Origin of the sequence: Pseudofrankia coriaricola (assembly GCF_032027725.1) — a bacterium.
Lineage (GTDB): Bacteria > Actinomycetota > Actinomycetes > Frankiales > Frankiaceae > Pseudofrankia.
On sequence record NZ_JASNFO010000095.1, the window covers coordinates 12,414 to 34,510 of the forward strand.

The 22,097-nt window shown below is 73.3% G+C and carries 14 protein-coding genes; 8 read left to right on the forward strand and 6 right to left on the reverse strand.

Features of this window, described 5'->3' with window-relative positions; all coding sequences use genetic code 11:
* Positions 1-109 precede the first annotated feature (109 nt).
* Positions 110-3,499, reverse strand: coding sequence for an AAA family ATPase (locus QOZ89_RS38160; RefSeq protein WP_312628895.1), 3,390 nt, complete (start codon positions 3,497-3,499; stop codon positions 110-112).
* Positions 3,499-4,962, reverse strand: coding sequence for an exonuclease SbcCD subunit D (locus tag QOZ89_RS38165; protein WP_071048374.1), 1,464 nt, complete (start codon positions 4,960-4,962; stop codon positions 3,499-3,501). The genes QOZ89_RS38160 and QOZ89_RS38165 overlap by 1 nt, the downstream gene beginning before the upstream one ends.
* 1,001 nt (positions 4,963-5,963) lie before the next feature.
* On the opposite strand from QOZ89_RS38165, the gene QOZ89_RS38170 reads away from it, so the two are divergent.
* The 3 genes from QOZ89_RS38170 (at position 5,964) to aceB (ending at position 11,447) form a co-directional block, all read left to right on the forward strand.
* Positions 5,964-8,222: an MMPL family transporter gene (locus tag QOZ89_RS38170; protein WP_071048372.1), complete on the forward strand. Its 2,259-nt coding sequence runs from the start codon at positions 5,964-5,966 to the stop codon at positions 8,220-8,222.
* Between the two features lie 275 nt (positions 8,223-8,497).
* On the forward strand, positions 8,498-9,754 hold the full coding sequence (locus QOZ89_RS38175; RefSeq protein WP_071048371.1) for a glutamate-5-semialdehyde dehydrogenase: 1,257 nt from the start codon (positions 8,498-8,500) through the stop codon (positions 9,752-9,754).
* Between the two features lie 49 nt (positions 9,755-9,803).
* On the forward strand, positions 9,804-11,447 hold the full coding sequence (gene aceB / locus QOZ89_RS38180) for a malate synthase A (RefSeq protein WP_083418499.1): 1,644 nt from the start codon (positions 9,804-9,806) through the stop codon (positions 11,445-11,447).
* A 49-nt stretch (positions 11,448-11,496) separates the two neighbouring features.
* Here the strand turns inward: aceB and QOZ89_RS38185 are convergent, their stop codons facing one another.
* Positions 11,497-12,513: a CE1 family esterase gene (locus QOZ89_RS38185; RefSeq protein ID WP_241841658.1), complete on the reverse strand. Its 1,017-nt coding sequence runs from the start codon at positions 12,511-12,513 to the stop codon at positions 11,497-11,499.
* A 60-nt stretch (positions 12,514-12,573) separates the two neighbouring features.
* Between QOZ89_RS38185 and QOZ89_RS38190 the strand changes: the two genes are divergently transcribed.
* The 3 genes from QOZ89_RS38190 (at position 12,574) to QOZ89_RS38200 (ending at position 15,592) form a co-directional block, all read left to right on the forward strand.
* Positions 12,574-13,074, forward strand: coding sequence for a MarR family winged helix-turn-helix transcriptional regulator (locus QOZ89_RS38190; protein WP_083418498.1), 501 nt, complete (start codon positions 12,574-12,576; stop codon positions 13,072-13,074).
* A 169-nt stretch (positions 13,075-13,243) separates the two neighbouring features.
* The gene (locus tag QOZ89_RS38195; protein WP_071048368.1) at positions 13,244-14,134 is read left to right on the forward strand and encodes an AAA family ATPase; all 891 of its coding nucleotides are present in this window, start codon (positions 13,244-13,246) and stop codon (positions 14,132-14,134) included.
* A gap of 36 nt (positions 14,135-14,170) precedes the next feature.
* The gene (locus tag QOZ89_RS38200) at positions 14,171-15,592 is read left to right on the forward strand and encodes a vWA domain-containing protein (RefSeq protein WP_071048367.1); all 1,422 of its coding nucleotides are present in this window, start codon (positions 14,171-14,173) and stop codon (positions 15,590-15,592) included.
* A 21-nt stretch (positions 15,593-15,613) separates the two neighbouring features.
* Here the strand turns inward: QOZ89_RS38200 and QOZ89_RS38205 are convergent, their stop codons facing one another.
* The 3 genes from QOZ89_RS38205 to QOZ89_RS38215 all read right to left on the reverse strand — a co-directional run bounded on the left by QOZ89_RS38205 (position 15,614) and on the right by QOZ89_RS38215 (position 19,847).
* A complete protein-coding gene (locus QOZ89_RS38205) occupies positions 15,614-16,840 on the reverse strand; it encodes an FxsB family cyclophane-forming radical SAM/SPASM peptide maturase (protein WP_312628902.1) in 1,227 nt (408 codons plus the stop codon).
* A gap of 33 nt (positions 16,841-16,873) precedes the next feature.
* Positions 16,874-17,062 carry a hypothetical protein gene (locus QOZ89_RS38210; protein WP_312628904.1) on the reverse strand — a complete coding sequence of 63 codons (189 nt, stop codon included), beginning with the start codon at positions 17,060-17,062 and terminating at the stop codon, positions 16,874-16,876.
* Between the two features lie 91 nt (positions 17,063-17,153).
* On the reverse strand, positions 17,154-19,847 hold the full coding sequence (locus QOZ89_RS38215) for a tetratricopeptide repeat protein (protein ID WP_312628906.1): 2,694 nt from the start codon (positions 19,845-19,847) through the stop codon (positions 17,154-17,156).
* Positions 19,848-20,008: 161 nt separating this feature from the next.
* Between QOZ89_RS38215 and QOZ89_RS38220 the strand changes: the two genes are divergently transcribed.
* Together QOZ89_RS38220 and QOZ89_RS38225 are read left to right on the forward strand one after the other, a co-directional pair.
* The gene (locus QOZ89_RS38220) at positions 20,009-21,427 is read left to right on the forward strand and encodes a DUF4349 domain-containing protein (protein WP_312628908.1); all 1,419 of its coding nucleotides are present in this window, start codon (positions 20,009-20,011) and stop codon (positions 21,425-21,427) included.
* 57 nt (positions 21,428-21,484) lie between these two features.
* Positions 21,485-21,997 (forward strand): hypothetical protein, encoded by a 513-nt coding sequence (locus QOZ89_RS38225; protein ID WP_241841657.1) that lies wholly within the window; start codon positions 21,485-21,487, stop codon positions 21,995-21,997.
* Positions 21,998-22,097 lie beyond the last annotated feature (100 nt).

Below are 22,097 nucleotides of genomic sequence, written 5' to 3' on the forward strand. Positions count from 1 at the left end.
CGCGGGCAAAACAAAGGCCCGCCGAAGCGGGCCTGGACCCAGCTACCTAGATCCCTGGGGGGTACAGACAGCGTAGCTGGTAGGTGCCCAGCTGTGTCCGACGCCCGGGTCAGGTGGTCGTGTCGACGGTGCTGCCGTTCGGGCCCTTGTGGACCTGGATCTGGGTGGGGATGCGGAGGCGGAGGTCGGCCACGTGGCTGACGACGCCTACCAGGCGGCCGCCGGAGCGGAGCTCGTCGAGGACGTTCATGACCTCGTCGAGGCTGTCGGGGTCGAGGGTGCCGAAACCCTCGTCGATGAACAGCGCGTCGATCGAGTGGCCGCCGGACTCGGCGCTGACGACGTCGGCAAGCCCCAGCGCCAGCGAGAGGGCGGCCTGGAACGTCTCGCCGCCGGACAGGGTCGCCGTCGGGCGGGAGCGGCCGGTCCAGGCGTCCTCGACGAGCAGGCCGAGGCCGGCCCGCCGCCGCCGGTCGCGGCGCTCGCCGGCGTCGTGGACGAGCGTGTAGCGCCCGCCGCTCATTGCCGAAAGCCGCCGGCTCGCCGCCTGCGCGACCTCCTCCAGCCGCGCCGCCAGTACATAGCTCGACAGCGGCATGCCGTGCAGGTTGCCGCCACGGCCGGCAGCGAGGTCGGCGAGCGCGCGTAGCTGGTCCGCCGTGGCCCTGCGCGGCGCCAGCGCCGCGTGCGTCGCGACGTATTCCTGAGCGAGGGCATCGAGCCGGCGGGTCCGCTCGGCCGCCGTCGCCGCGGCGGCCAGCGCCTCCTCGTGCGCCCGCCTCGCGTCCTCGGCGGCGTGCTCGTGGTCCTCGACCGCGGTCGGCGCGTCGTCGGCGATCCCGGCCAGCTCCGGGGCGTCCAACCGGGACTGGATCCTGACCCGTTCCTCCTGGTGAGCCTGGATGCGCGCCTGGGCGTCGGCCAGCCAGCTCGCCTCGCGGACGGCGGCCAGGGCCGCCGCCGGGTCGGCGAAACCCGCCTCCGTCGCGGCGGCGATCGCTGTGGACTCGGCCCGCCGGGACTCGTCGGCCGCCCGGACGGCCGCGAGCACGGCCGCTCGTGTCGTCTCGCACCTGCCGGCGAACGCCGCGACGGCGGCGACCCGCGCCGCGAGCTGGGCCGGGTCGCGCAGCGCGTCCGGCACCGCCATCAGCGCCCTCGCGGCCCGTTCCCGCGCCGCGGCGGCGCGCAGCCCAGCCTCGCGCTCAGCGGTCCGATGGGCCGCGAGACCCGCGTGCGCCGAGGTCTCGGCGCGCGCGAGCCGGGCGAGCTCCGCCTCGGCCGGGGCCAGGTCCGCCGCCGCCGCCGCGGCCTCGCCAGCGGACGCGGCGAACGCACGCGCCACCGCCGCCAGCTCGGCGGCGCCGCGCTCGGTGGGCGTCGGATGGCCGGCGCCTTCGCCGCTGCCTACGCTGGCACCGCCATGCCCGACGGCCCCGGCGGAGGCGCCGCCGGGGCCGGGGAGAGCGGCGGGGCCGGCGAGCAGCACCTCCTCGTCGAGCAGGCTGCCGCGCAGCTCGCCCAGCAGCTCCCGGACCGGGTCGACGGCGGTGTCGTCCGTGCTCGTCGCCTTGTGGCCGTCGGCGGCGCCCGTGGTGTTCGTGCTCCCGCTGGCCGCGTGGTCGTCGCCGGCGGGATCGTCGTCAGCCGGGCCGCCGCCGGCTGCGTGGTCGACGACGGGCCCGCCGTCGCGGAGCGCGTCCGGGGTGCGCAGGAGCGTCGCGCGCAGGGCGCGCACGCGTTCCGTCAGCCCGGCGACCTGTTCCCGCGCCTCGCGTGCCGTCGCCTCGCGCCGCCCGGCCTCCTCGTCGGCGGCTCGTTCGTCGTCCTTGTTGACGTGGTCGGCGCGGACCTCGGCGGGGTCGGGGTGGGCGAGCGAGCCGCACACCGGGCAGGGGGTGTCGCCGGTGAGCGCGGCGGCGAGCTCGGCGGTGATCGCGTCAAAACGCTGCTGGCGCAGCTCGGCCGCACGGGCGCGGGCACGCGTCGCGGCGGCCTGGGCCTCGTCGGCGGTGAGGAGCGCCGCGTGCCGGGCGCGGACGGCGTCGGCCAGATCGGCCAGCTGGCCGGCGCGCTCCGCGAGCGCCGGGGCGAGCCGGGCCGCCTGCCTGGCCCGTCCGACGCGGTCCTGCGCGGTCCCGCGGGCGATGGGGAACGTCGTCTCGATCTCGGTGACGTGGATCTCGGCGGCCTGGGCGTGGGTGAGGGCGTCCCGGTCGGCTGCCATCACCTCCCGCTCGGCCTCGTCGGCCGTGGTGAGCGCGAGCGCCAGCGCCTCGAGCCTGCCTGACTCGGTGTGCGCGAGCGCGGCGAGCCTGCCCAGCCCGCCCGCGTCCGCGTCGGGGCCGGCGCGCAGCTGCCCGGACGGCTCGCGGGCGGCGTCGAGGGAGGGCACGGTGGCGGCGTCGAGGGCGGCACGGGCCGCGGCCTCGTCCCGCGCGGCCCGGCTGGCCTCGTCGGCCCGCCCAGCCGCGTCGGCGACGGCGCGGCTGACCGTGCTGGCCCGGCCCGCCGCGTCCAGCTCCGTGGCGAGCGAGGTGATCTCGGGCGCGAGCTCGACGAGCTCGGCGAGTCGGGCGCGCAGGCGGGCCCGGTCCTCGGCCCGCCTCGCCGCCTCGCGCGTCGCGGCCAGTTGGCGGTCGGCGAGTTCGCGGGCCTTGGCGGCCTCGTCGCGGCGCGTGGCGGCCGATATCTGTCCGGCACGGGCGGCTTCGGCGAGCGACGCCGCCCAGTCCGGCCCCGGCGGTCCATCTGTGCCGCCCGGCGCCGCGTCGTCCCGCTGCCCGTCGTCCTGCTGCCCGTCGTCCTGCCGCTCGTCGTCCGGGCGCGCCTCGACGCCGGCGGCTTCGATGATCTTCGCTTGGACGCGGTCGAGGGACTGGCGGGCCAGGCCGTAGTCGTCGGCGGCGCGCTTGGCGCGGTCGGCGAGCCACTGTTCGACCCGCTCGAACAGGCCGACGCTGAACAGCTGCTTGAGCAGCGCCTCGCGGGCGTCATTGTCGGCGTGCAGGAAGTCGGCGAACCGGCCCTGGGGGAGCATGACGACCTGGAAGAACTGTTCGGGCTTCATCCCGAGGTGCACGCTGATCTCGAGGCCGACGTCGTCGTTGCGCGTGGCCTCGGTCCGCCAGGCCGATCCGGTCCACTTCTCCAACGACGCCTTCGGGTGCTCCCGCTGCGTGCCAGTGCCGCGACGCTTCGGCCGGTCCCACCCAGGGGAGCGGGTGACGCGGAAACGCCCGGCCGGTACCGAGTACTCCAGCCGCACCCGCGGGGCCGCGTCCGCGGCGGCGTGGTGGGACCGCAGGTCGCGCACGCCGCGCAGGCCGGGGACGGCGCCGTAGAGCGCGAAGCCGAGCGCGTCGAGCAGCGTCGTCTTCCCGCCGCCCGTCTCGCCGCACAGCAGCACCAGGCCACCCGTGCCGAGCTGGTCGAGATCGAGCTCCACAGCGCCGGGAAAGGCGCCGAACGCGGTCAGCTCGAGGCGATGCGGGCGCATCAGCCAGCCTCCGCCGCCGTGGCCGCGAGCCGGGCCTCGGTGAGCGCGGTGGCGAGCAGCTCGCGTTCGGCCTCGGTCGCCGAGGTGCCGCGGGCGAAGCCGACGAAGTCGGCGGCGACGTCGAGGTCGGCGCGGCCGCGGGTGCGCCGCGCGAACGAGCGGGTGTCGGCCGCCTCGGCGTTCTCCGGTTCGTGGCGCAGGACCAGGGTGCGCGGGAAACGCTCGCGCAGCGCCGTCATCGCGTCCATCGGGCGGCCTGGGTCGGTCAGCACCGCGGCGATGAAGTCGTCGGCATGCTCGCCGTACTCCAGCCGGGTGAGCAGGTCCGCGAGCCGGCCGCGAAGGATCGTCATGCGCCGCCGCGTCGGGACCGGGATCGCCTCCACCCTGGTCAGGCCGGCCGGGCCGAGCTCGGCGAGCAGTGTGGCCTTCGCGTCGCCGGCCTCGGAGAACGAGTACGCCAGCGGTGAGCCGCTGTAGCGCACCTGCTCCCGGTCCTGGACTCGCTGCGGGCGGTGCAGGTGGCCGAGCGCGGTGTAGGTGATGCCGTCGAACAGTGACGCCGGGACGTGCGCGACGCCTCCGACGCTGATGTCGCGCTCACTGTCGCTGCCGGCGGCGCCGGTGACCCAGGCGTGCGCGACGACGACCGACCTGGCGCCGCGATGGCCGGCCAGGTCGGCCCGGACGGCGGCCATCGCCCGGCGCATCGTCGCCGCGTGGGACAGCTGCTCCGCCCGGCGGGCCCGGCCGGCGGCGGCCGGGGGGCGTGCCGGAGCGGGTATGAGGCTCGGGGCCAGCTCGTCGTCGTCGAAGAGCGAGACCATGCCCGGGAAGGGCGGTTCGGCCGGCCCCTCGGCGACCGCCAGGGGCGGCGGCCCGGCCGGGACCCCCGCGGCGTCACCGGCCGGCGCCGAGGAGCCACCCGGCCCGTCCGCCTGGGCACTGAAGCCGGCGCCCGCGTGAGCGCCGGCGCCGGCCTCAGCGCCCAGGCCGGCCGGTCCGTCGCCCTGGGCGTCGACCTCGGGAAGGGCGACCTCGGGAAGGAGGTCCGCGACGGCGGCGGGCTCCAGGTAGGGGATCGGGTAGACCCGCACCGGGCCGAACCGGTCCTCGACCACCACGGGCGTCGCGAGCTCGGCGGGGTCGGTACGGATGCGGACACGGGGGTCGAGCAGCCCAGCCTTGTCGCCAAGACGCGCGGGCGCGTCGTGGTTGCCGCTGATGACCACCACACGGGCGCCGGTGTCGCGCAGCCGGGACAGCGCCTCGTCGAACAGGCGCAGCGCGCCGAGCGGCGGGATCGCCCGGTCGTGCACGTCGCCCGCGACCACGACGAGGCCGACGCGCTCGGCGCGGGCCACCTCGACGAGGTGGTCGACGAAGGCGGCCTGCGCGGCGGCGAGATCATACCCGTGCAGGCCGCGCCCGAGGTGCCAGTCGGACGTATGCAGGACGAGCATGTCCCCCCTTCCCGCCGGGCCGAGCCCTCCCCGCCGATCGGCCAGACCCAGCCGGGCGTCGTCACGGCACGACGGCGGATCGGCGAAAGCCGCGTCCTGCGGCGCGCCGGCGCCGGGCGCCGGGCGCCGGCTCGGTGGGGGGTGCCGAGAGCATCGGTAGCGTAGGCGATCCGTTCGTGTCCGGTTCGCACCCCATGCCCGCTCGGCGCGGCCGGAGTGCTGGCGTAGCGGTCCGTACGCGCGTGGACGTACGCCGATGCCGCCGTCCAGCTGACGACGCCAGCCACGCCAGGCAGCAGGCTGGTCACCATGACATCACCGCGAACCGGTCCGGCGGCGACGGATGGCAGCCGGCGCCGCGCGTCTCGCCCGCGCGATGGCTGACCACCGCCGGGTAGGGCCAGCCCCACCCAGCCGCGGGGGTGTGGGGCATCCAGAGGCCGCCGGTTTTCTGGAACCAAAGCCGGTGGCCAGCTCCAGTGACCATCGCGCCGCCATCCACGACCGTTCGGTGTGTGGGCGGCGCGCCGACGGGCCGCCGGACGGCCCGGCGTTCGGATGGCCCGGCATCCGGGCGGCGTGGCTCGCCGCTGTGTCTTACCTCACTTCTCGCCGATCGGCCGATGCGTTTTCCGGGTCTGGGCCGTCTTCTCGATATCCGCGCGGAGTTCCTTGGCCTGCGTGGGTGGGTCGGGACGCCGTGCGGGGCGGCCCGATCCACCGGGTGAGCCGGGCGGCTGACTGGCCAGTCAACCGAATAACGGATGGGCGCCGTCGGCCGGCGACGACATCATCGAGGTCACCCGCCTCGAACGTGAGCTGTCGCACCTGGTCAGTACCTTCGGTGCGATCCGGTGGCGCCAGCCTCAACGTGGCCCGCCGGCGCCCGCCACCGGGCGCAGGCCGGCGCCGCCCGCCGTACCCGCACGCCTGTTCACGAGTGACCGCCACCTGCGCCGTCGACGACGAGCGAGCCCGAGAACCGACCGGGAGAGAACACCATGAGCGACGTGGCCGCCGAGCAGGAAAGCTCGGAGACCCAGCTACCTGCGCTTTCACCGCCGCCCGCGCCGCCAGACCAGCGCCGCCCGACGTGGCGCCGCTGGGTGGGGGCCGTCGGCGTCGTCCTCGTCTTCTTCATAGTGGGCGTGGTCGGCCTGCCCTTCCAGGGCAAGTTGGGGGAGGTCCAGAAGAACGACAACGCCTCCTACCTGCCGGGGTCCGCCGAGTCGACGAAGGTCGACACCGAGTCGGAGAAGTTCCGCTCCGTGGCGACGATCCCGGGCTTCATCGTCTACCAGCGCGACGGTGGCCTGACCGGCGGCGACAAGGCGAAGATCGAGCGTGACCGGACGGCATTCGGCAAGATCAATGGCGTGGCCGCCGACCAGCTCGGGCCGACGCAGCTCAACAAGGACGGCTCGGTCGCCTCGGTGTCGGTGCCGCTGATCGGCAAGAACGGCGACGTCGAGGTCGACGGAGAGCAGCTCAGCGACACCGAGAAATTGATCATCGACACGGCCCGCGACGGCGCGCCGGACGGCCTGAAGGTCCACAGCGCCGGCGCCGGAGGCCTGCTCGTCGCGTTCATCGACGCGTTCAGCGGGCTCGACGGCCAGTTGCTGCTCGCGGCCGGGCTCGTGGTCATCATCATCCTGCTGGTCGTCTACCGCAGCCCGATACTGTGGTTCTTCCCGCTGCTCAGCTCGGTGTTCGCGCTCGGCCTGTCGTCGCTGGTGATCTATCCGCTGGCCAAGCACGACGTGCTGACCCTCACCGGCCAGAGCCAGGGCATCCTGTCGGTCATCGTGATCGGCGCCGGCACCGACTACGCCCTGCTGCTCGTCAGCCGGTACCGCGAGGAGCTGCACAACCACGCCAGCCGGCTGAACGCGATGCTCGCGGCCTGGAAGGGTGCCGCGCCGGCGATCGCCGCCTCCGGCGTCACGGTCGTGCTGGGCCTGCTCTGCCTGGCCCTTGGCGAGCTGAACTCGAACAAGAGCCTCGGGCCGGTCTGCGCGATCGGCGTCGCCTGCACGATGCTGTTCATGCTGACCTTCCTGCCGGCGTTCCTGGTGCTGTTCGGCCGGTGGGTGTTCTGGCCGCGCCGGCCGCGGGTCGACCATCAGGCCGACATCGCCACCCACGGCCGCTGGGCGCGGATTGCCGAGCTGGTCGGCCGGCGTGCCCGGCTCGGCTGGATCTCGACCGCCGTGCTGCTGCTGATCTGCGTCGCGTTCCTGCCGGGGCTGCGCACGGGCGGCCTGTCGACGATGGACAGCTTCACCTCGGAGCCGGACGCGATCGTCGGACAGAAGATCTACGACGCGAACTTCGACGCCGGCGCCGGCGCCCCGGCCGTCATCACCGCGAAGGCCGACCAGGCCGACGCGGTGATCGCCGGGGTGTCCAAGGTCCAGGGCGTGGACACCAAGCCGGGCTCGGTCTGCGTCGAGGTCGACTACGGCAAGATCCCCGACGCGCTGAAGTCCGGCGCGATCACGCCTGCCGACCTGGCCGGCGGAGCCTGCCCGCCCGCGGCCATCCAGGTGAAGCCGGTCGACGGCCGGCTCGCGATCGACGCGACGCTCGCCTACCGGTACGACACATCGGAGGCGGACGCGACGGTTCTACGGATCCGGGACGCCGTGCGCGCGGTGCCCGGCGCGGAGGCGCTCGTCGGCGGCTCGACGGCGGTCAACCACGACGTCAACGCGGCCTCCCGGCACGACCGCAACCTGGTGATCCCGATCGTGCTGCTGGTGATCCTCCTGGTGCTCGGACTGCTGCTGCGCGCGCTGGTGGCCCCGCTGCTGCTGATCGCGACCGTGGTGCTCTCGTTCGCCGCATCCCTGGGCGTGTCGGCACTGGTGTTCAACCACGTGCTCGACTTCGCCAACGCCGATCCGGCATTCCCGCTGTTCGCCTTCGTCTTCTTGGTAGCACTCGGAATCGACTACAACATCTTCCTGATGACCCGAGTGCGCGAGGAAGCGTTGATGTACGGCACGCGCAGGGGGATCACGCGCGGGCTTTCCGTCACCGGTGGCGTCATCACCTCCGCCGGCTTCGTGCTCGCGGCCACGTTCGCGGTGCTGGCGGTGCTGCCGCTGGTCTTCCTCGCCGAGGTCGGGTTCACGGTGGCGTTCGGCGTCCTGCTGGACACGATCATCGTGCGGTCGATCCTGGTCCCGTCGCTCAGCCACGAGATCGGCAAGAAGATCTGGTGGCCGTCCCGGCTCGCCCGCGCTGCCGACTAGCCGTTCGAGCGGTGCCCTGATCCAGGAACTCGGTCCTGAGGCCGTGCGGGTGACCGCGCGGCCTCAGGCCGTTCCGGCGCCATGGGCGCTGGCCGGTGCCGCCCGGTGCCGCCTCGCGGGTATCGGCGGTGCCGGGGAAGGTAGCCTCGGAGGGCGGCGCGCCGCGCCGGCACAACGCCGGCCCGACGTGTTCGCTGATCTTGGGTCAGCTTTCCGGCGGACGGTGATGCCGGCCCAGGGACGACCCCTGGGATCCGGTGAGAGGGGAACGGGTCATGCAGGTCTCCGCGGAGGACGTCCGAGCGAGCGCCGTGCGCGCGAAGCGGGCCGCGGCGGCGCTGGCCCCACTGTCGCGGGCCGCCAAGGACGCCGCGCTGCTGGGGATGGCGGACGCGCTGCTGGTCCGCGCCGACGAGTTGCTCGCCGCCAACGCCGAGGACGTCGTCGCCGCCCAGGCCGCCGGCATGGCTGCCGCGATGGTCGACCGGCTCACCCTCACCAAGGCCCGGCTCGGCGGGATGGCCGACGGGCTGCGCCAGGTCGCCGGGCTCGACGACCCGGTCGGCGAGGTGATCCGCGGCCGGGTGCTGCCGAACGGGATGGAGCTGCGCCAGGTGCGCGTCCCGCTCGGCGTCGTCGGGATCATCTACGAGGCCCGGCCGAACGTCACCGTCGACGCCGCCGGGCTGTGTCTGAAGAGCGGCAACGCCGTCCTGCTGCGCGGCAGCGCCTCCGCGGTGCACTCCAACACCGCGCTCGTCGGTGTGCTGCGCGACGCGGCCGAAGCCGCGGGCCTGCCCGCGGACGCCGTCCAGCTGGTTCCCGGTGTCGACCACGAGTCGGTCAAGCACCTCATGCAGCTGCGTGGGCTGGTGGACGTGCTCATCCCGCGCGGCGGCGCCGGACTGATCCGCGCGGTCGTCGAGGAGTCGACGGTGCCGGTGATCGAGACCGGAGTCGGCAACTGCCACGTCTACGTCGACGCGGACGCGGACCTCGACATGGCGGTCGCGATCGCGGTCAACTCGAAGATCCAGCGGGTGTCGGTCTGCAACTCCGCCGAGACGCTGCTCGTGCACGCCGACGTCGCCGACCAGTTCCTGCCCCGGGTGCTCACCGCGCTAGGCGAGTCCGGCGTGACGATCCACGGCGACGACGCGGTGCGCGCCGTCGCCCCGGACGCACTGGCCGCGACCGAGGACGACTGGGCCGCCGAGTACCTCTCGCTCGACCTCGCGGTGAAGGTCGTCCCGTCGCTGGACGCCGCCGTCGAGCACATCCGCGCCTACGGCACTGGCCATACCGAGGCGATCGTCACCCGCTCGCTCGCCGCGTCCCGCCGCTTCATCGCCACCTGCGACAGCGCCGCCATCATGGTGAACGCCTCCACCCGGTTCACCGACGGTGAGCGGTTCGGCATGGGCGCCGAGATCGGCATCTCCACCCAGAAGCTGCACGCCCGCGGCCCCATGGGCCTGCCGGAGCTGACGTCCACCACGTGGGTGGCCATCGGCGACGGTCACGTCGTGTAGGGCTGGCGCGCGGCCGGACGCTCCGCGTAGGTCAGGACGGGAGGGTGTGATGGGTGTGACGGGCCGGTTGCGGGGGGCGACGAACGACGGGGTGCGCGTCGAGCGGGACGTGCCGGGGCTCGCCGTGGGCGACGCGGCGGCGCTGGTCGCCGAGGTGCTCGGCGACGAGGCGCTCGCGTTCGTCGCCGGGCTGCAGCGCACGTTCGGCCCCCGGCGCCAGGAACTGCTCCACCGGCGTGCCCAGCGGCGCGCCCTGATCGCCGCCGGCGGCACCCTCGACTTCCTGCCCGAGACCGCCGACGTCCGGGCCGGCGACTGGCGGGTCGCACCACCCGCGCCGGACCTCACTGACCGCCGCTGCGAGATCACCGGCCCGACCGACGCGAAGATGGTCATCAACGCGCTGAACAGCGGCGCCCGTTTGTTCATGGCCGACTTCGAGGACGCCAACGTCCCCACCTGGTCGAACATGCTGGACGGCCAGCGCAACCTGACCGCGGCCATCGCCGGCACGCTGACCTTCACCAGCCCGGACGGCCGCGGCTACCGGCTCGGCGAGAAGGTCGCCACCCTCGTCGTCCGCCCCCGCGGCTGGCACCTGCCCGAGCGGCACGTGCTCGTCGACGGCGCGCCAATGTCCGGGTCGCTCCTCGACGCCGGGCTCTACTTGTTCCGCAACGCGCGCACGCTCGTCGATGCCGGCCGCACACCCGCGTTCTACCTGCCCAAGCTGGAAAGCCACCTTGAAGCCAGGCTGTGGAACGACGTGTTCACCGCCGCGGAGGACGCGCTCGGCCTGTCACGTGGCACCATCCGGGCGACCGTGCTCATCGAGACGCTGCCCGCCGCGTTCGAGATGGAGGAGATCCTCTACGAGCTGCGCGAGCACTCGGCCGGGCTCAACGCCGGTCGCTGGGACTACATGTTCTCCGCCATCAAGACGTTCGCGTCGCGGCCGGCGGAGTTCCTGCTGCCGGACCGCGGCTCGGTGACCATGACGGTGCCGTTCCTGCGCGCCTACACCGAACTGCTCGTCGCCACCTGCCACCGCCGCGGCGCGCACGCCATCGGCGGCATGGCCGCCTTCATCCCGTCCCGGCGTGACCCGGAGGCGGGCGCGGCGGCGCTGGCGAAGGTACGGGCCGACAAGGAGCGCGAGTCCGGTGACGGGTTCGACGGCAGCTGGGTCGCCCACCCCGATCTGGTGCCTGTCTGCACCGAGGTCTTCGACGGCGTGCTCGGCGACGCCCCCAACCAGCTCGCGCGCCAGCGCGACGACGTCCACGTCACCGCCGCCCAGCTGCTCGACGTCGCCGCCACCCCTGGCGAGATCACCGAGGCCGGCGTGCGGATCAACATCAGCGTCGGCCTGCGGTACCTGGAGGCGTGGCTGCGCGGCACCGGCGCCGTCGGTATCGACAACCTCATGGAAGACGCGGCCACCGCCGAGATCTCCCGCAGCCAGCTCCACCAGTGGGTCGCCGCGGGCGCGAAGCTCGCGGACGGCCGCGTCGTCACCGCGGAGCTGGTTCGCGCCGTGCTCGCGGAGGAGGTCGAGCGGCTGCGCGCCGCCGCCGGCGACGAGGCGTTCGCGGCCGGGCGGTGGAAGGACGCCGTGGAGCTGTTCGGGCAGACGGCGCTCGGTGAGCCCTACGCCGAATTCCTGACCCTGCCCGCCTACGACCGGATCTGAGCCTCGGCGGGACCGCTGGTCACCGGCGGTCTGGTCACCGGCGGTCTGGTCACCGGCGGTGGCGGTCGAAGAAGTCGAGCACGGCCTGGGTCGCCGGGAAGGTCTGGCCGGCCGTCGAGTTCCCCACCGCCGACGGACGGTCACTGGACGCCGCCGGGCCGCCCGGCCAGACATGCGTGCCGCCATCCACCGTCACCAGGTCCACCTCGACGTCGCGGCCCTCGGCGCCCACGGCGGCGCAGCCGAGATCGCGTCGCTGGGTGACCCCGGCCATCAGGGTCGTCAGCGTGGAGGCCGGGTGACAGCCGTAGCTCTGGACGAAGGTGTCCAGCCGGTTGACGTTGTCGGCGTAGGACGCCGTCGTGTCCGCCGTCCCGTTGATGGAGAGCACGGCCGGCGCGGAGCCGGCGGCGATGGCGGCGGCTGGGCAGGTCGATGGCGGAGTGCCCGACACCAGCGCGACCGCCGCGAAGGGGAATGGCGCGCGGCAGGCGAGCAGCCCGGCGAAGGCGCCACCGTTTGAGTGGCCGGCGGCGTAGATCCGGTCCGGGTCGACGCACAGCCGCGAGGTCAGATCGGTCAGCAGCGCGTGCGCGAAGCCGTAGTCGTCGGCGGCGCCGGCAGTCCCGAGGATGTTCCACTTGGGCGGATCGCCGAGAGCGGCGGGGGTGACCACGATGTATCCACGCGCGGTACCGGTGGCCGCCATCAGCGTGCTCGCTTCCTGGTCGCGCACACTGCCGCCGAATCCGTGGAAGTCGAACACCAGTGGACTGGCCGCCGTGCCCCGGTAGCCGTCCGGTAGCGCCAACAGGTAAGGACGATCGACCCCGTCGTAACGGAACACCTGTGTCCCGGCGACGGATGGCGCCGGGCGGGTGGGTGCGCAGCCCGCCGTCGCGGAGCCGGCAACCGGCGTCGCCCCCTCGGGGGTACTGGCGCAGCCGACGGCGACCACCGCCGCGAGCGCCGCCATCGCGAAGGCCGCGCCTACCCGTCGCCGAGGCCCGCTGCCTCGGCTCACCGTACCCGCCCGGACGATCGAGGCGACCGCAATGCGTGTCATTCCGGCAGAGTAGTCAACTAGGGTTGATAGTCAACGGTAGGTGTCTATTACGCTGGGGTGGTGGGATCCAACGGAGAATCATCCAGCGGGCCGGATCTTGGGCTGCGGCTCTCGTCCGCCCACCAGGTCTGGCAGGCCCGCACCGCGGCAGCACTCGCCGCGGCTGGCCACGGTGACCTTCGCCTGGCGGATCTACAGCTTCTGCGGCTCATCAAGGAGGGCGTGGCGTCCGTCGGCGAGTTGGCCATGCTCTTCTCGGTCACCAAGCAGGCGGTCAGCCGCACCGTTGACACCCTCACCGCGGCCGGCTACCTCAACCGATCGACTGACTCGGCCGATCGGCGACGGACCCTGCTCGCGTTGACCCAGCGTGCCGAGAACGCCATCGCCCACGTGCTTCGGTCCCGGGCCGCCGACCTGGACCGGCTACGGGCCAGCCTCGGTCCCGACGGCGTCACGGCCCTGTGCGACGGCCTTGCCGCGGTGGCCGCCCTCGAACCCGAGCAGGAGATCGTGATCGCGCTGGCCCACCGCCTGCGTGCGACGGACGACCTGTCGTGATGACTCAGCCTCGACTGGCCGATCGTTACCCATCCGAAACATAACCGTCCGCACCCCAACCATCCGGACTCGTAGCAGTCCAGGTATCTGGCCGTACGCACTGGCAATATGGGTCTGACGGATAACGGATCCGAGGGGATCAAGCGGACGTAGAGCGGGGAAAAGTCCCATGTCGTTGCAGGAACACGCCTTCGCCGATGTCGCGGACGTGCGCGGCCGCCTGAGGGAGACAGGCTACCTCGCCGACGAGGCGATCGCCACCACGGTCTTTCTCGCCGACCGGCTGCGCAAGCCCTTGCTCGTCGAGGGACCGGCGGGCACCGGCAAGACCGAGCTCGCCAAGGCACTGGCGGCGTCGGTCGGCGCGGAGCTGATCCGCCTGCAGTGCTATGAGGGGCTCGACGAGGCGCGCGCGCTCTACGAATGGAACTACAAGAAGCAGCTGCTGCGTATCCAGGCCGGCTCCGGCGAGGGCTCCGCGGACGCCGACTGGCGATCGACCCATGACGACATCTTCAGCGAGGAGTTCCTGCTCGCGCGGCCGCTGCTGTCCGCGATCCGCCGCGATGAGCCGACCGTCCTGCTGATCGACGAGACAGACAAGGCCGACGTCGAGGTCGAGGGCCTGCTGCTGGAGGTGCTCTCCGACTTCCAGGTGACGATCCCTGAGCTCGGCACGATCCAGGCAACGCGCCGGCCGTTCGTCGTCCTGACATCGAACGCGACCCGTGAGCTGTCCGAGGCGCTCAAGCGACGCTGCCTCTACCTCAACCTTGACTACCCGTCGGCGGCCCGGGAGAAGGAGATCCTGCTCGCCCGGGTGCCAGAGCTGCCCGAGCAGCTTGCCGAGGGGCTGGTCCGCACGGTCCGCGCGCTGCGGGCGATGGAACTGAAGAAGGCGCCGTCGATCGCGGAGACCATCGACTGGGGCCAGACCGTGCTCGCCCTCGGCTTCGACTCGCTCAACGAGGAAGAGGTCAAGAGCACTCTCGGCGTCGTCCTCAAGCACGCGAGCGACCAGGCCCGCGCCATCAGCCAGCTCAAGCTCGGCGCCAACTGACCGGCCCGCGTTCCCGCGAGCAGTGAGGGGCACGCGATGAACCTGGTAGATCGCATCGTCGACTTCACCGCGGCGCTGCGGCGCGCCGGTGTGCCGGTGAGTACCGCGGAGACCGTCGACGCGTCGCGCGCCGTCGGCGCGGTCGGCTGGCTCGACCGGGAGGCTGTCCGGGCGGCGTTCGCCACCACGATGTGCAAGCGCCCGCTCTACCGCAACGCCTTCGACACCCTGTTCGACCTGTACTTCCCGCCGCGGATCGGCGACGGGGTGGCCGGCGGGGCGGACGGGGTGCCTGGCCTGGGCGAGGGCGACCCGAGCGACGAGCCGCGCGACCTCACCCCTGAGGAGCTGGACGCGCTGCGCAAGGCGCTGCGCGACCGGCTTCAGCAGGCGCTGCTCGACGGCGACGACGACGCGCTGCGCGAGCTCGCCCGCCAGGCGGTCTCCAACTTCGGCTCCGCACCTGCCGGCGGGCAGAACGGCAAGTCGTGGTTCGTGTTCCGGGTCCTGCGCGCGATGTCGCCGGACACGCTGATCGCGGCGCTGCTCGCCGCGATGCTCGGCCCCCAGGACAAGGGCGGCCTCGCCGAGCGGATCGCCCGGCAGACCATCACCGACCGGATCCGCTCCTTCGAGGAGATGGTCCAGAGCGAGATCCGCCGCCGGATGGCCGAGGAGCGCGGCCTGGAAGCGACCGAGCGCACCGCGGTCAAGCCGCTCACAGACCAGGTCGAGTTCCTGCGGGCCTCCCACCAGGACCTCGTCGAGCTGCGCCGGCAGGTCTACCCGCTGGCGCGCCGGCTCGCGACCCGGCTGACGGCCAAGCGCCGCCTCGGCCGGAGCGGCCGGCTCGACTTCCGCCGCACCGTGCGCGCCTCGCTCGCCACCGGCGGCGTCCCCCTGGAGACGAAGCACCGCCCGCACAAGCCGCACAAGCCCGAGCTGGTTGTGCTCTGCGACGTCTCCGGCTCGGTCGCGTCGTTCGCGCACTTCACCCTGATGCTCACCCACGCGCTGCGCGAGCAGTTCTCGAAGGTGCGCGCGTTCGGTTTCATCGACACCACCGACGAGATCACCCGTTTCCTTCGCGGCGTCGACCTCGGCGACATGATGGCCAGGATCGCCAAGGAGGCGGACCTGGTCTGGTTCGACGGCCACAGCGACTACGGCCATGCCTTCGAGGTGTTCGCTGAGAAGTTCCCCGACGCCGTCGGCCCGAAGACGTCGCTCCTGATCCTTGGCGACGCCCGCAACAACTACCGGGCCACCGCCGCCGTCCCGTTCAGGCGTCTCTGCCAGCAGGCCCGGCACGCCTACTGGCTCAACCCCGAGCCCCGCTCCTACTGGGGCTCCGGCGACTCCGCCACGACGGCCTACTCCGACATCGTCGACGAGATGGTCGAATGCCGAAACGTCGAACAGCTCGAAGCCTTCATCGGACGTCTCCTACCGACCTGACCAGGCGCGGCCGGCCCGTCGTCAGACGGCGCGAACGGCAGCCAACGTGGTGCCACGCCGGGCCAGCGCGTCCGCCGCGCGTCGCTGGATGTGGCTGATCAGGGCGTAGAGGTCGGCGCAGTAGACGGACGGGTTGGTGAACTCACTGCCCGCGCGGTGGCGGTGCGGGTAGTAGCCGCCGCCGCAGACCGCTACCAGCTCGCAGCGGCGGCATTCCGCCGCCAGGGCGGCTAGGCCGCGCTGGCGCTCCAGGATTCCCGGCAGCGCAAGCAGGTCGTCCACGCGGTCGTCGAAGATGTTCAGCCCTGTGGCCGTGGCGCCCTCGCCGACGGCCTTGAGAGGGTCGATCTGCTCGTAGGACCCGTCGGTCTCCACGACCGCGAGGGCGACCGGGGCAAGGCCGAAGGCCTCGAAGCCGCCGGCGCCCCCGAGCAGGAGGTGCAGCAGGTCCTCGAAGATGCGCACGCTGACGGGCTGGACGGGGGCGTCGAACCACCGGTCGAACAGCCCGATCAGCCAGTCGGCGTAGGGAGTGTCGGCGCCGCCGGGCGGGCGTCCGGGGCGGACCCCCCGTGGGGGATGCTCCCAGGTGCCGTGCGGAAGCAGGAAGTCGACGGCGGGCACGCCGAGGCCGAGCAGGCCCTCCCAGACCTGCTCGGGCGCGGCGTCGAGCTGGATGGTGCACAGCACCCCGAGCAGATGCGACCGGAACTCCGGCCGGAGCATCACCTCGATCGCTGCGCGGGCGGCGTCATAGCTGGATCGGCCGTCGGGGAAAAGCCGTCGCAGGTCGTTGGCGGCTTGGTCCCCGTCCAGGCTGATACCGACGTGAATGTCCGCGTCGACCAGAAATCGGGCTGTTGCCTCGTCGAGGAGCACTCCGTTCGTCTGGACCGCGACGGCGAGAGTCGTAGGCGCGAGACGGGCCCGCACTGTGTCGACGAGCTGCCGCAGCCGGTCCGGCCCGGCGAGCAGCGGCTCACCGCCCTGTAGCCAGATTCGCATCGAGGCCAGATCGTGCGCTCGAGCGTGCTCGGCGAGCCGGTCGGCCAGGGCGACGACCGTCGCGGGCGACATGAACCGTGGCTGGCGCCGCCAGGACTGGTCCGCCAGGTGGTAGATGTAGCAGTATTCGCAGTCCAGGTTGCACCGCGAGGCAACCTTGACGATGTATTCCTGTATGGGCCGTGGCGCCTGGCTCGCCAGCTGCCCGCTCTGCTGGTCCGGTTGCCTCGGCGTGGCCGTCATGCGTGTGCCGCGTGGATTCGCGCGAGAACCCGGCTAGAACCTCGGCCCGGAGTTCCACACCGACGTCGCCGTGGCGTCCGCCGTGTCCCGTCCCCGCCGGGTGAGGGCGAGGCTGAGCGCGGTCCGGTCGGCGGGTGAGTCAAAATCCGGCGAGACCGGTGCCTGGTCGTCGACGGAGTCGGTCCGGCTGGCGCGGTTCAGCGAGTCGTGGTTGCGGTCCATCAGCTGCCCCCTAAGAAGCCGGGCGCCTTTGTGGCGCGTCGGCGGGAATGCTGCTTTCACCATCTCATCCGCCGAGTCGTCCTGGGCGCTATTACGGAGAACCGTTGTCCCCATGCGCGGGATCGGACGCGTCCGGGTCGAAACCGAGGCCGCGCAGGGCGGCGCGGACCTCGTCGGCGGGCTGGTCGCGCCCCTGCTCGACGAGGATCGCCAGCGCCTGCAGCAGCGCGCCCTGGGCCCCGGCCGCGTCGCCCAGGGCAAGCTGGGCCGAGGCGAGCCCTCGCAGGCTGTCCGCCTCGCCCACCAGGTCGCCGCTGGCGCGCCGGGTCCGGGCCGCGCTGTCGTACGAGGCGAAGGCCTCCTGCTGGTTGCCCATCGCCTGGTACGTGCGCCCCAGGTCGTGCAGAACCAGTCCTTCGGTCAGCTTGTCGAGGCCGCGGCTTGTCTCGAGCGCCTCCTGGTAGATCCGCAGCGCCTCCTCGTGCTCGCCACGGGCGAGGTGAACGGGCGCGATGACGTCGCGAAGCGTGATCGCCAGGTCGCGCGGGTCGTCCAGCTCGCGCCAGATCGCCAACGCCTGATGCCCGACGTCAAGGGCCTCGTCGAGCCGGCCGAGGAGGTACGCGGTCTCGCCTAGGTTGCTCAGCGCCATGCCCTCGCCCACGCGGTCGCCGATCTCGCGGTTCAGCCGCACGGACGTCTGGTGCGCGGCGTACGCCGGGTCCGGCCGGCCCAGCGTCATGGAAGCCCCGCCGACGCTCATCACGCACCACGCTCGCGCGGAGGCGTCGCCGGCGGCCTCGGCCGCCGCAGCGCCCAGCTCGACCGCCTGGAGCCAGTCCGTGTAGTGATGGCGCAGGGTGAGGTAGGGCACCGGTGCGAGCGCCAGCTTCCAGGCCGTCTCGTGCCGGCCGGTGGACGCGGCGAGGCGGACCAGCGCGGCGATGTTGTGCCGCTCCTCGTCGTACCAGCGCACAGCGTCCTGGTTGCCGCCGAGGCGGACCGGCGGCGTGCCCGCCGCCGGGTCACCCAGGGGGACGTGCCGGCGAAGCGGCGCGATGATCCGGTCGGCGGCGTCCGCGGCGTGCAGGTACCAGTCGAGGAGGCGGTCGAGCGCCGCGGCCCGGTCGGCCTCCGGCTCGTCCTCCTCCAGCCGCTCGGCCGCGTACGCGCCGATCAGGTCGTGGAACCGGTAGCGCCCTCTGGCGGGTCGCTCGAGCATGTTGAAGGCAACCAGGGTGTCCAGGACGCGGGCGGTGGCGGCCGGCGACTGGCCGAGCAGCGCCGCCGCGGCGGGCACGGACACGCCAGAGCCCGGGTGCGCGGCGAGCAGCCGGAACGCGCGGCGCTGGTCGTTGGGAAGGTTGCGGTAGGACCAGTAGAAGACGGTCCGTACCTGCGTCCCAGGGTCGTCATCGATGCCGGTGAGGACGTCGAGGCGGCCTCGTTCGCTCGCGAGCTCGTCGACAAGGTCGGCGAGGCTGAGGCCGGTCAGGACGGCCTGTTCGGCGGCGATCCGCAACGCCAGCGGCAGGTAGCCGCACTGGCGCGCGAGCTCGGCGACGGGATCCTCGGCCGGGGAGCTGTCACCCGGGCTGGCGGCGCGCCCGCCGCCAGCCTCCGGGTCGAAAAACGGGTCGCCCGCCGCGCCGGCGGCCAGCGCGCGCAGCAGGGTCTCGGCGTGCACCGGCTCCAGCGGCTCCAGGACCATCCGCAGCGCGCCGTCCTGGACAACCAGCCCGGACAGCGGGCCCCGGGTCGTCACGATCGCGGCGCTGCCGGGCGGCGGCAGCAATGGCCGGACCTGCTCGCTGGTCAACGCGTTGTCGATGATCAACAGTGCTCGTCGGTTGTCCAACAGCGTCCTGTAGGCCTGCACCAGGCCCGCGAGGTCGGTCGGGACCTGCTCCGGTTCGAGGCCGAGCGCCCGGACGAAGCCGTCGAGCGCCTCCTCGGGCCGCAGCGCCGGCAGCGGACTGTAGCCGCGCAGGTCGACGTAGAGCTGGCCGTCGGGGAAGCGGTCACGGACGCGGTGCGCGACGTGTACCGCGAAACTGGTCTTGCCCACGCCGGCCGGGCCGCCGACGAGGCCGACGAAGGCCCGGTTCCTGTCCGGTCGCTCGAGGTGCGCGGCGAGCCGCTCGAAATGACGTACCCGGTCGGTGAACGCGGCCGCCTCCGGCGGAAGCTGCCGGGGCACGCGCCGCGTCGCGTGCGCCGACCTCCCTGCGGCGTCCGCGGCCGCCATGCGCGCGTCAACGGCGTCGGCGAGCATGAGCTGCGCGATCGCCTGCACGAGCGCCGTCTCCAGGTTTGCCGGTGTGGCGACCGCCGGGGCGGTGAGGCCGGAGTCGAGCAGCCGGCGGCGGAATCGCTCCTGCCGGTCGGCCCACGGGTCGGCGGCCGCCCCGGCCGCGTCGACATCCGCGGTCGGCGCGCCGACGAGCGCGGCCGGGTCTACGAGGAACACGAGCCGACGCTTGCCGAGCTCGGTGGCAGTGTCGAACTCCAGCTCCGTGTAGGACCGGTCGGGGTCGTCCCGGACCGGTGAGCCGTAGCGGAGGCCGATGATCCCGACGTACAGGTCGCAGCCGGCGACCAGCGAGGTGCACAGGTCGGCGGGTGGCCGGTCGTCGGCGGTGAAGTACAGCATGTCGACGGGCGCGTGCCGCAGCCGCTTCACCGCGTCCTCGGCGGCCGCGACCCACGACCGCGTCGCCGGCCAGTGCCGCATGTCCCCGGTGTGGCTGAGAAAGACCCGCCAGGGCCGCCCGACGTCCGACACGATCCGTGACGCTATCGCCAACCCTCCGGCTGCGACTGGTCGATGCGTGAGAACGGTCGGCCACCCGACACTCCGGAGCACGCCGCGTGGGTGAAACCGATTGCGGGCGGGACGCGTCCAATGCCTTCGAGGTGCCGCGAGGCACGGATCGGAGGGCGGCCATGGCGTCGGACGAGGGGCTGGACGACCGGGTAGAGCCGGAGCCCGGCGGGAGCGCGGGCACGGCGGCGGGTGCCACGGCGACGCTAGCGAGGGAGGCGCCGACACCGAGGCCCGGCGGGACTCTGGCCGCCGCCAGACCGGCTGCGAGCGCCGCCAGTGCCGCCGCACCGGGCGGAGTACGGCCGCCGTCGTCGGCTCCGCCGGCCGCGCGGCCCGGTGACGGGGCACTGCGGGCCGGGTGGCTCGCGGCCCGCGCCGCGCTCGCGGCCAGGCATCAGGACGACACCCGGGGAACGCGGATCCCGCTCGGAGGTGGGCGCCAGCTGAGGGTCACCCGGCGCGGCGCCGTCGTCGGCGGGGTGATCCTGGCTATCGCGATAATGATCATCGTTGGGTTGGGTACGGCGGGCGATGGTGGTGGCAGCACGCCGAGCTACAGCCTGCCGGCTCCCGCCGCCATCAAGCCCGACGTCGCCGCGGGGAACGGGGTCGCCGACAGCGCCGCCGGCTCCGCCGGCTCCGGTATCGCCGAACGCGCCGCACCCCCCGCCGCAACGTCTGTCGTCGGGCCCGTGGACCCGGCCCCGACGCCCGGCGGCGCTTCCGGCGCCGCCCGGCCGGCCGGGGCCGAGCCGCGGATCGTGTGGACCGGGTCGATGAGCGTCGAGGTTCCCGCCGGCACCGTCGAGCCGGCGATTCGCAAGATCGCCAACGTGGCCACCGGGTTGGGCGGTTACCTCGCGGACAGCCAGGTCAGCGGCACCGCGACGGCGACCGACGACGCCCGGCAGAGCGCGACCATCACCCTGCGGGTGCCGGCCGGCTCGTTCACCAAGCTGCAGGACGCCGTCGGCGGCGCCGGCACCGTCCTCACGTCGACCATGAGCTCCAAGGACGTCACCGCCGAGTACGTCGACCTCGAGGCCCGCCTGAGTGCGCTGGGCACGTCGCGGACCACCTATCTGACGCTGCTGGGCAAGGCGACGACCGTCGGCGAGATCCTCCAGGTGCAGCAGCAGATCGACGGGGTGCAGACCCAGATCGAGCAGCTCGAGGGCCAGCGCAAGGTGCTCGCGGACCAGAGCGACCTGGCCACCCTGACGATCAACCTCGCCGAGAAGGGCGCCCAGAGCGGCGAGCCGAAGGGGGAGAACGGCTTCCTGCACGCGCTGCGCGCCGCCTGGCATGACTTCGTCGCCGGCCTGGAGAACATCATCTCGGCCCTCGGCGTGATCGCGCTGATCATTCTCGTCGTCGCCGTCCTCTACCTCCTGTACCGCCTGCCCCGCGCCCTGCGCCGCCGTGGTGCGCCCCGCCCCACCGGCTCCTCCGGCAGCGGCGACGCCGGCACTGGCTCGCCGCCCGCCGCCGAGGCGGGGGCGGCGTCCGCGGACACGACCACCGGCTCCACCAGCTGAGCCGACGCCGTGCCGCTGGCTTCGGGTCGGACTGTCCGGCCGCCCGAAGCCAGCGGCATGCGAGGAGCCGACGCGTCACGTCGTCACCGCGGGTCGGCTTCGCGGTCCCCACGGGAGGTGGGGGGCGGCTGCGCTGGTTCGGGCGGCCGTGGCGCTGTCGCCGCGGGCGCGGCGGGCCCTGGTGCGTCCGTGCAGGTAGATGGTCGCGCTCGCCGTCGTTCCGGGTCCCGTCGAGACCTCGGAGATGATCGACCAGCTGGTGGAAGCGCTGGTCGCGTTCCATCTCGGAGCCCGGGCGCCAAGGCCCTGCTGGCGGGAGCCGAAATCTCGCCGGACCTGGCCACCGTCGTCGCGCCGCTGCACGAGGGCATGTGCGACCGGGCCGAGGAGGTCGTCGCCGCGATCGCCCCCGCCCTGACGCCCGTCAAACGGAGGCGAACCGCCGACGTCTGCATCCATGTCGCGCGTGCGCTCATGCCGGGTATTCTCGCCGCCCCGCCGGCGGACCGTGGCGACGCGGCCACCGACCTCAAGCGCGTCCTGGTCGGCTATCTCCGGATGCCGGCCTGAGGGCGTCGCCGCCGGACCGCGCGGCGGCGACGCTGGGAACCGAGACTCTCTGGCGCACGTCCCAGCCGATACCTACGCTCGGCCTACTGACACTTATGCC

What these genes read in the sequence shown, in the direction of transcription:
- QOZ89_RS38160 (WP_312628895.1), bottom strand. Translation starts at nt 3,499, where the DNA reads ATGCGCCCGCATCGCCTCGAGCTGACCGCGTTCGGCGCCTTTCCCGGC.
- QOZ89_RS38165 (WP_071048374.1), bottom strand. Translation starts at nt 4,962, where the DNA reads ATGCTCGTCCTGCATACGTCCGACTGGCACCTCGGGCGCGGCCTGCAC.
- QOZ89_RS38170 (WP_071048372.1), top strand. Translation starts at nt 5,964, where the DNA reads ATGAGCGACGTGGCCGCCGAGCAGGAAAGCTCGGAGACCCAGCTACCT.
- QOZ89_RS38175 (WP_071048371.1), top strand. Translation starts at nt 8,498, where the DNA reads ATGCAGGTCTCCGCGGAGGACGTCCGAGCGAGCGCCGTGCGCGCGAAG.
- aceB (WP_083418499.1), top strand. Translation starts at nt 9,804, where the DNA reads ATGGGTGTGACGGGCCGGTTGCGGGGGGCGACGAACGACGGGGTGCGC.
- QOZ89_RS38185 (WP_241841658.1), bottom strand. Translation starts at nt 12,513, where the DNA reads ATGACACGCATTGCGGTCGCCTCGATCGTCCGGGCGGGTACGGTGAGC.
- QOZ89_RS38195 (WP_071048368.1), top strand. Translation starts at nt 13,244, where the DNA reads ATGTCGTTGCAGGAACACGCCTTCGCCGATGTCGCGGACGTGCGCGGC.
- QOZ89_RS38200 (WP_071048367.1), top strand. Translation starts at nt 14,171, where the DNA reads ATGAACCTGGTAGATCGCATCGTCGACTTCACCGCGGCGCTGCGGCGC.
- QOZ89_RS38205 (WP_312628902.1), bottom strand. Translation starts at nt 16,840, where the DNA reads ATGACGGCCACGCCGAGGCAACCGGACCAGCAGAGCGGGCAGCTGGCG.
- QOZ89_RS38210 (WP_312628904.1), bottom strand. Translation starts at nt 17,062, where the DNA reads ATGGACCGCAACCACGACTCGCTGAACCGCGCCAGCCGGACCGACTCC.
- QOZ89_RS38220 (WP_312628908.1), top strand. Translation starts at nt 20,009, where the DNA reads ATGGCGTCGGACGAGGGGCTGGACGACCGGGTAGAGCCGGAGCCCGGC.
- QOZ89_RS38225 (WP_241841657.1), top strand. Translation starts at nt 21,485, where the DNA reads ATGCGAGGAGCCGACGCGTCACGTCGTCACCGCGGGTCGGCTTCGCGG.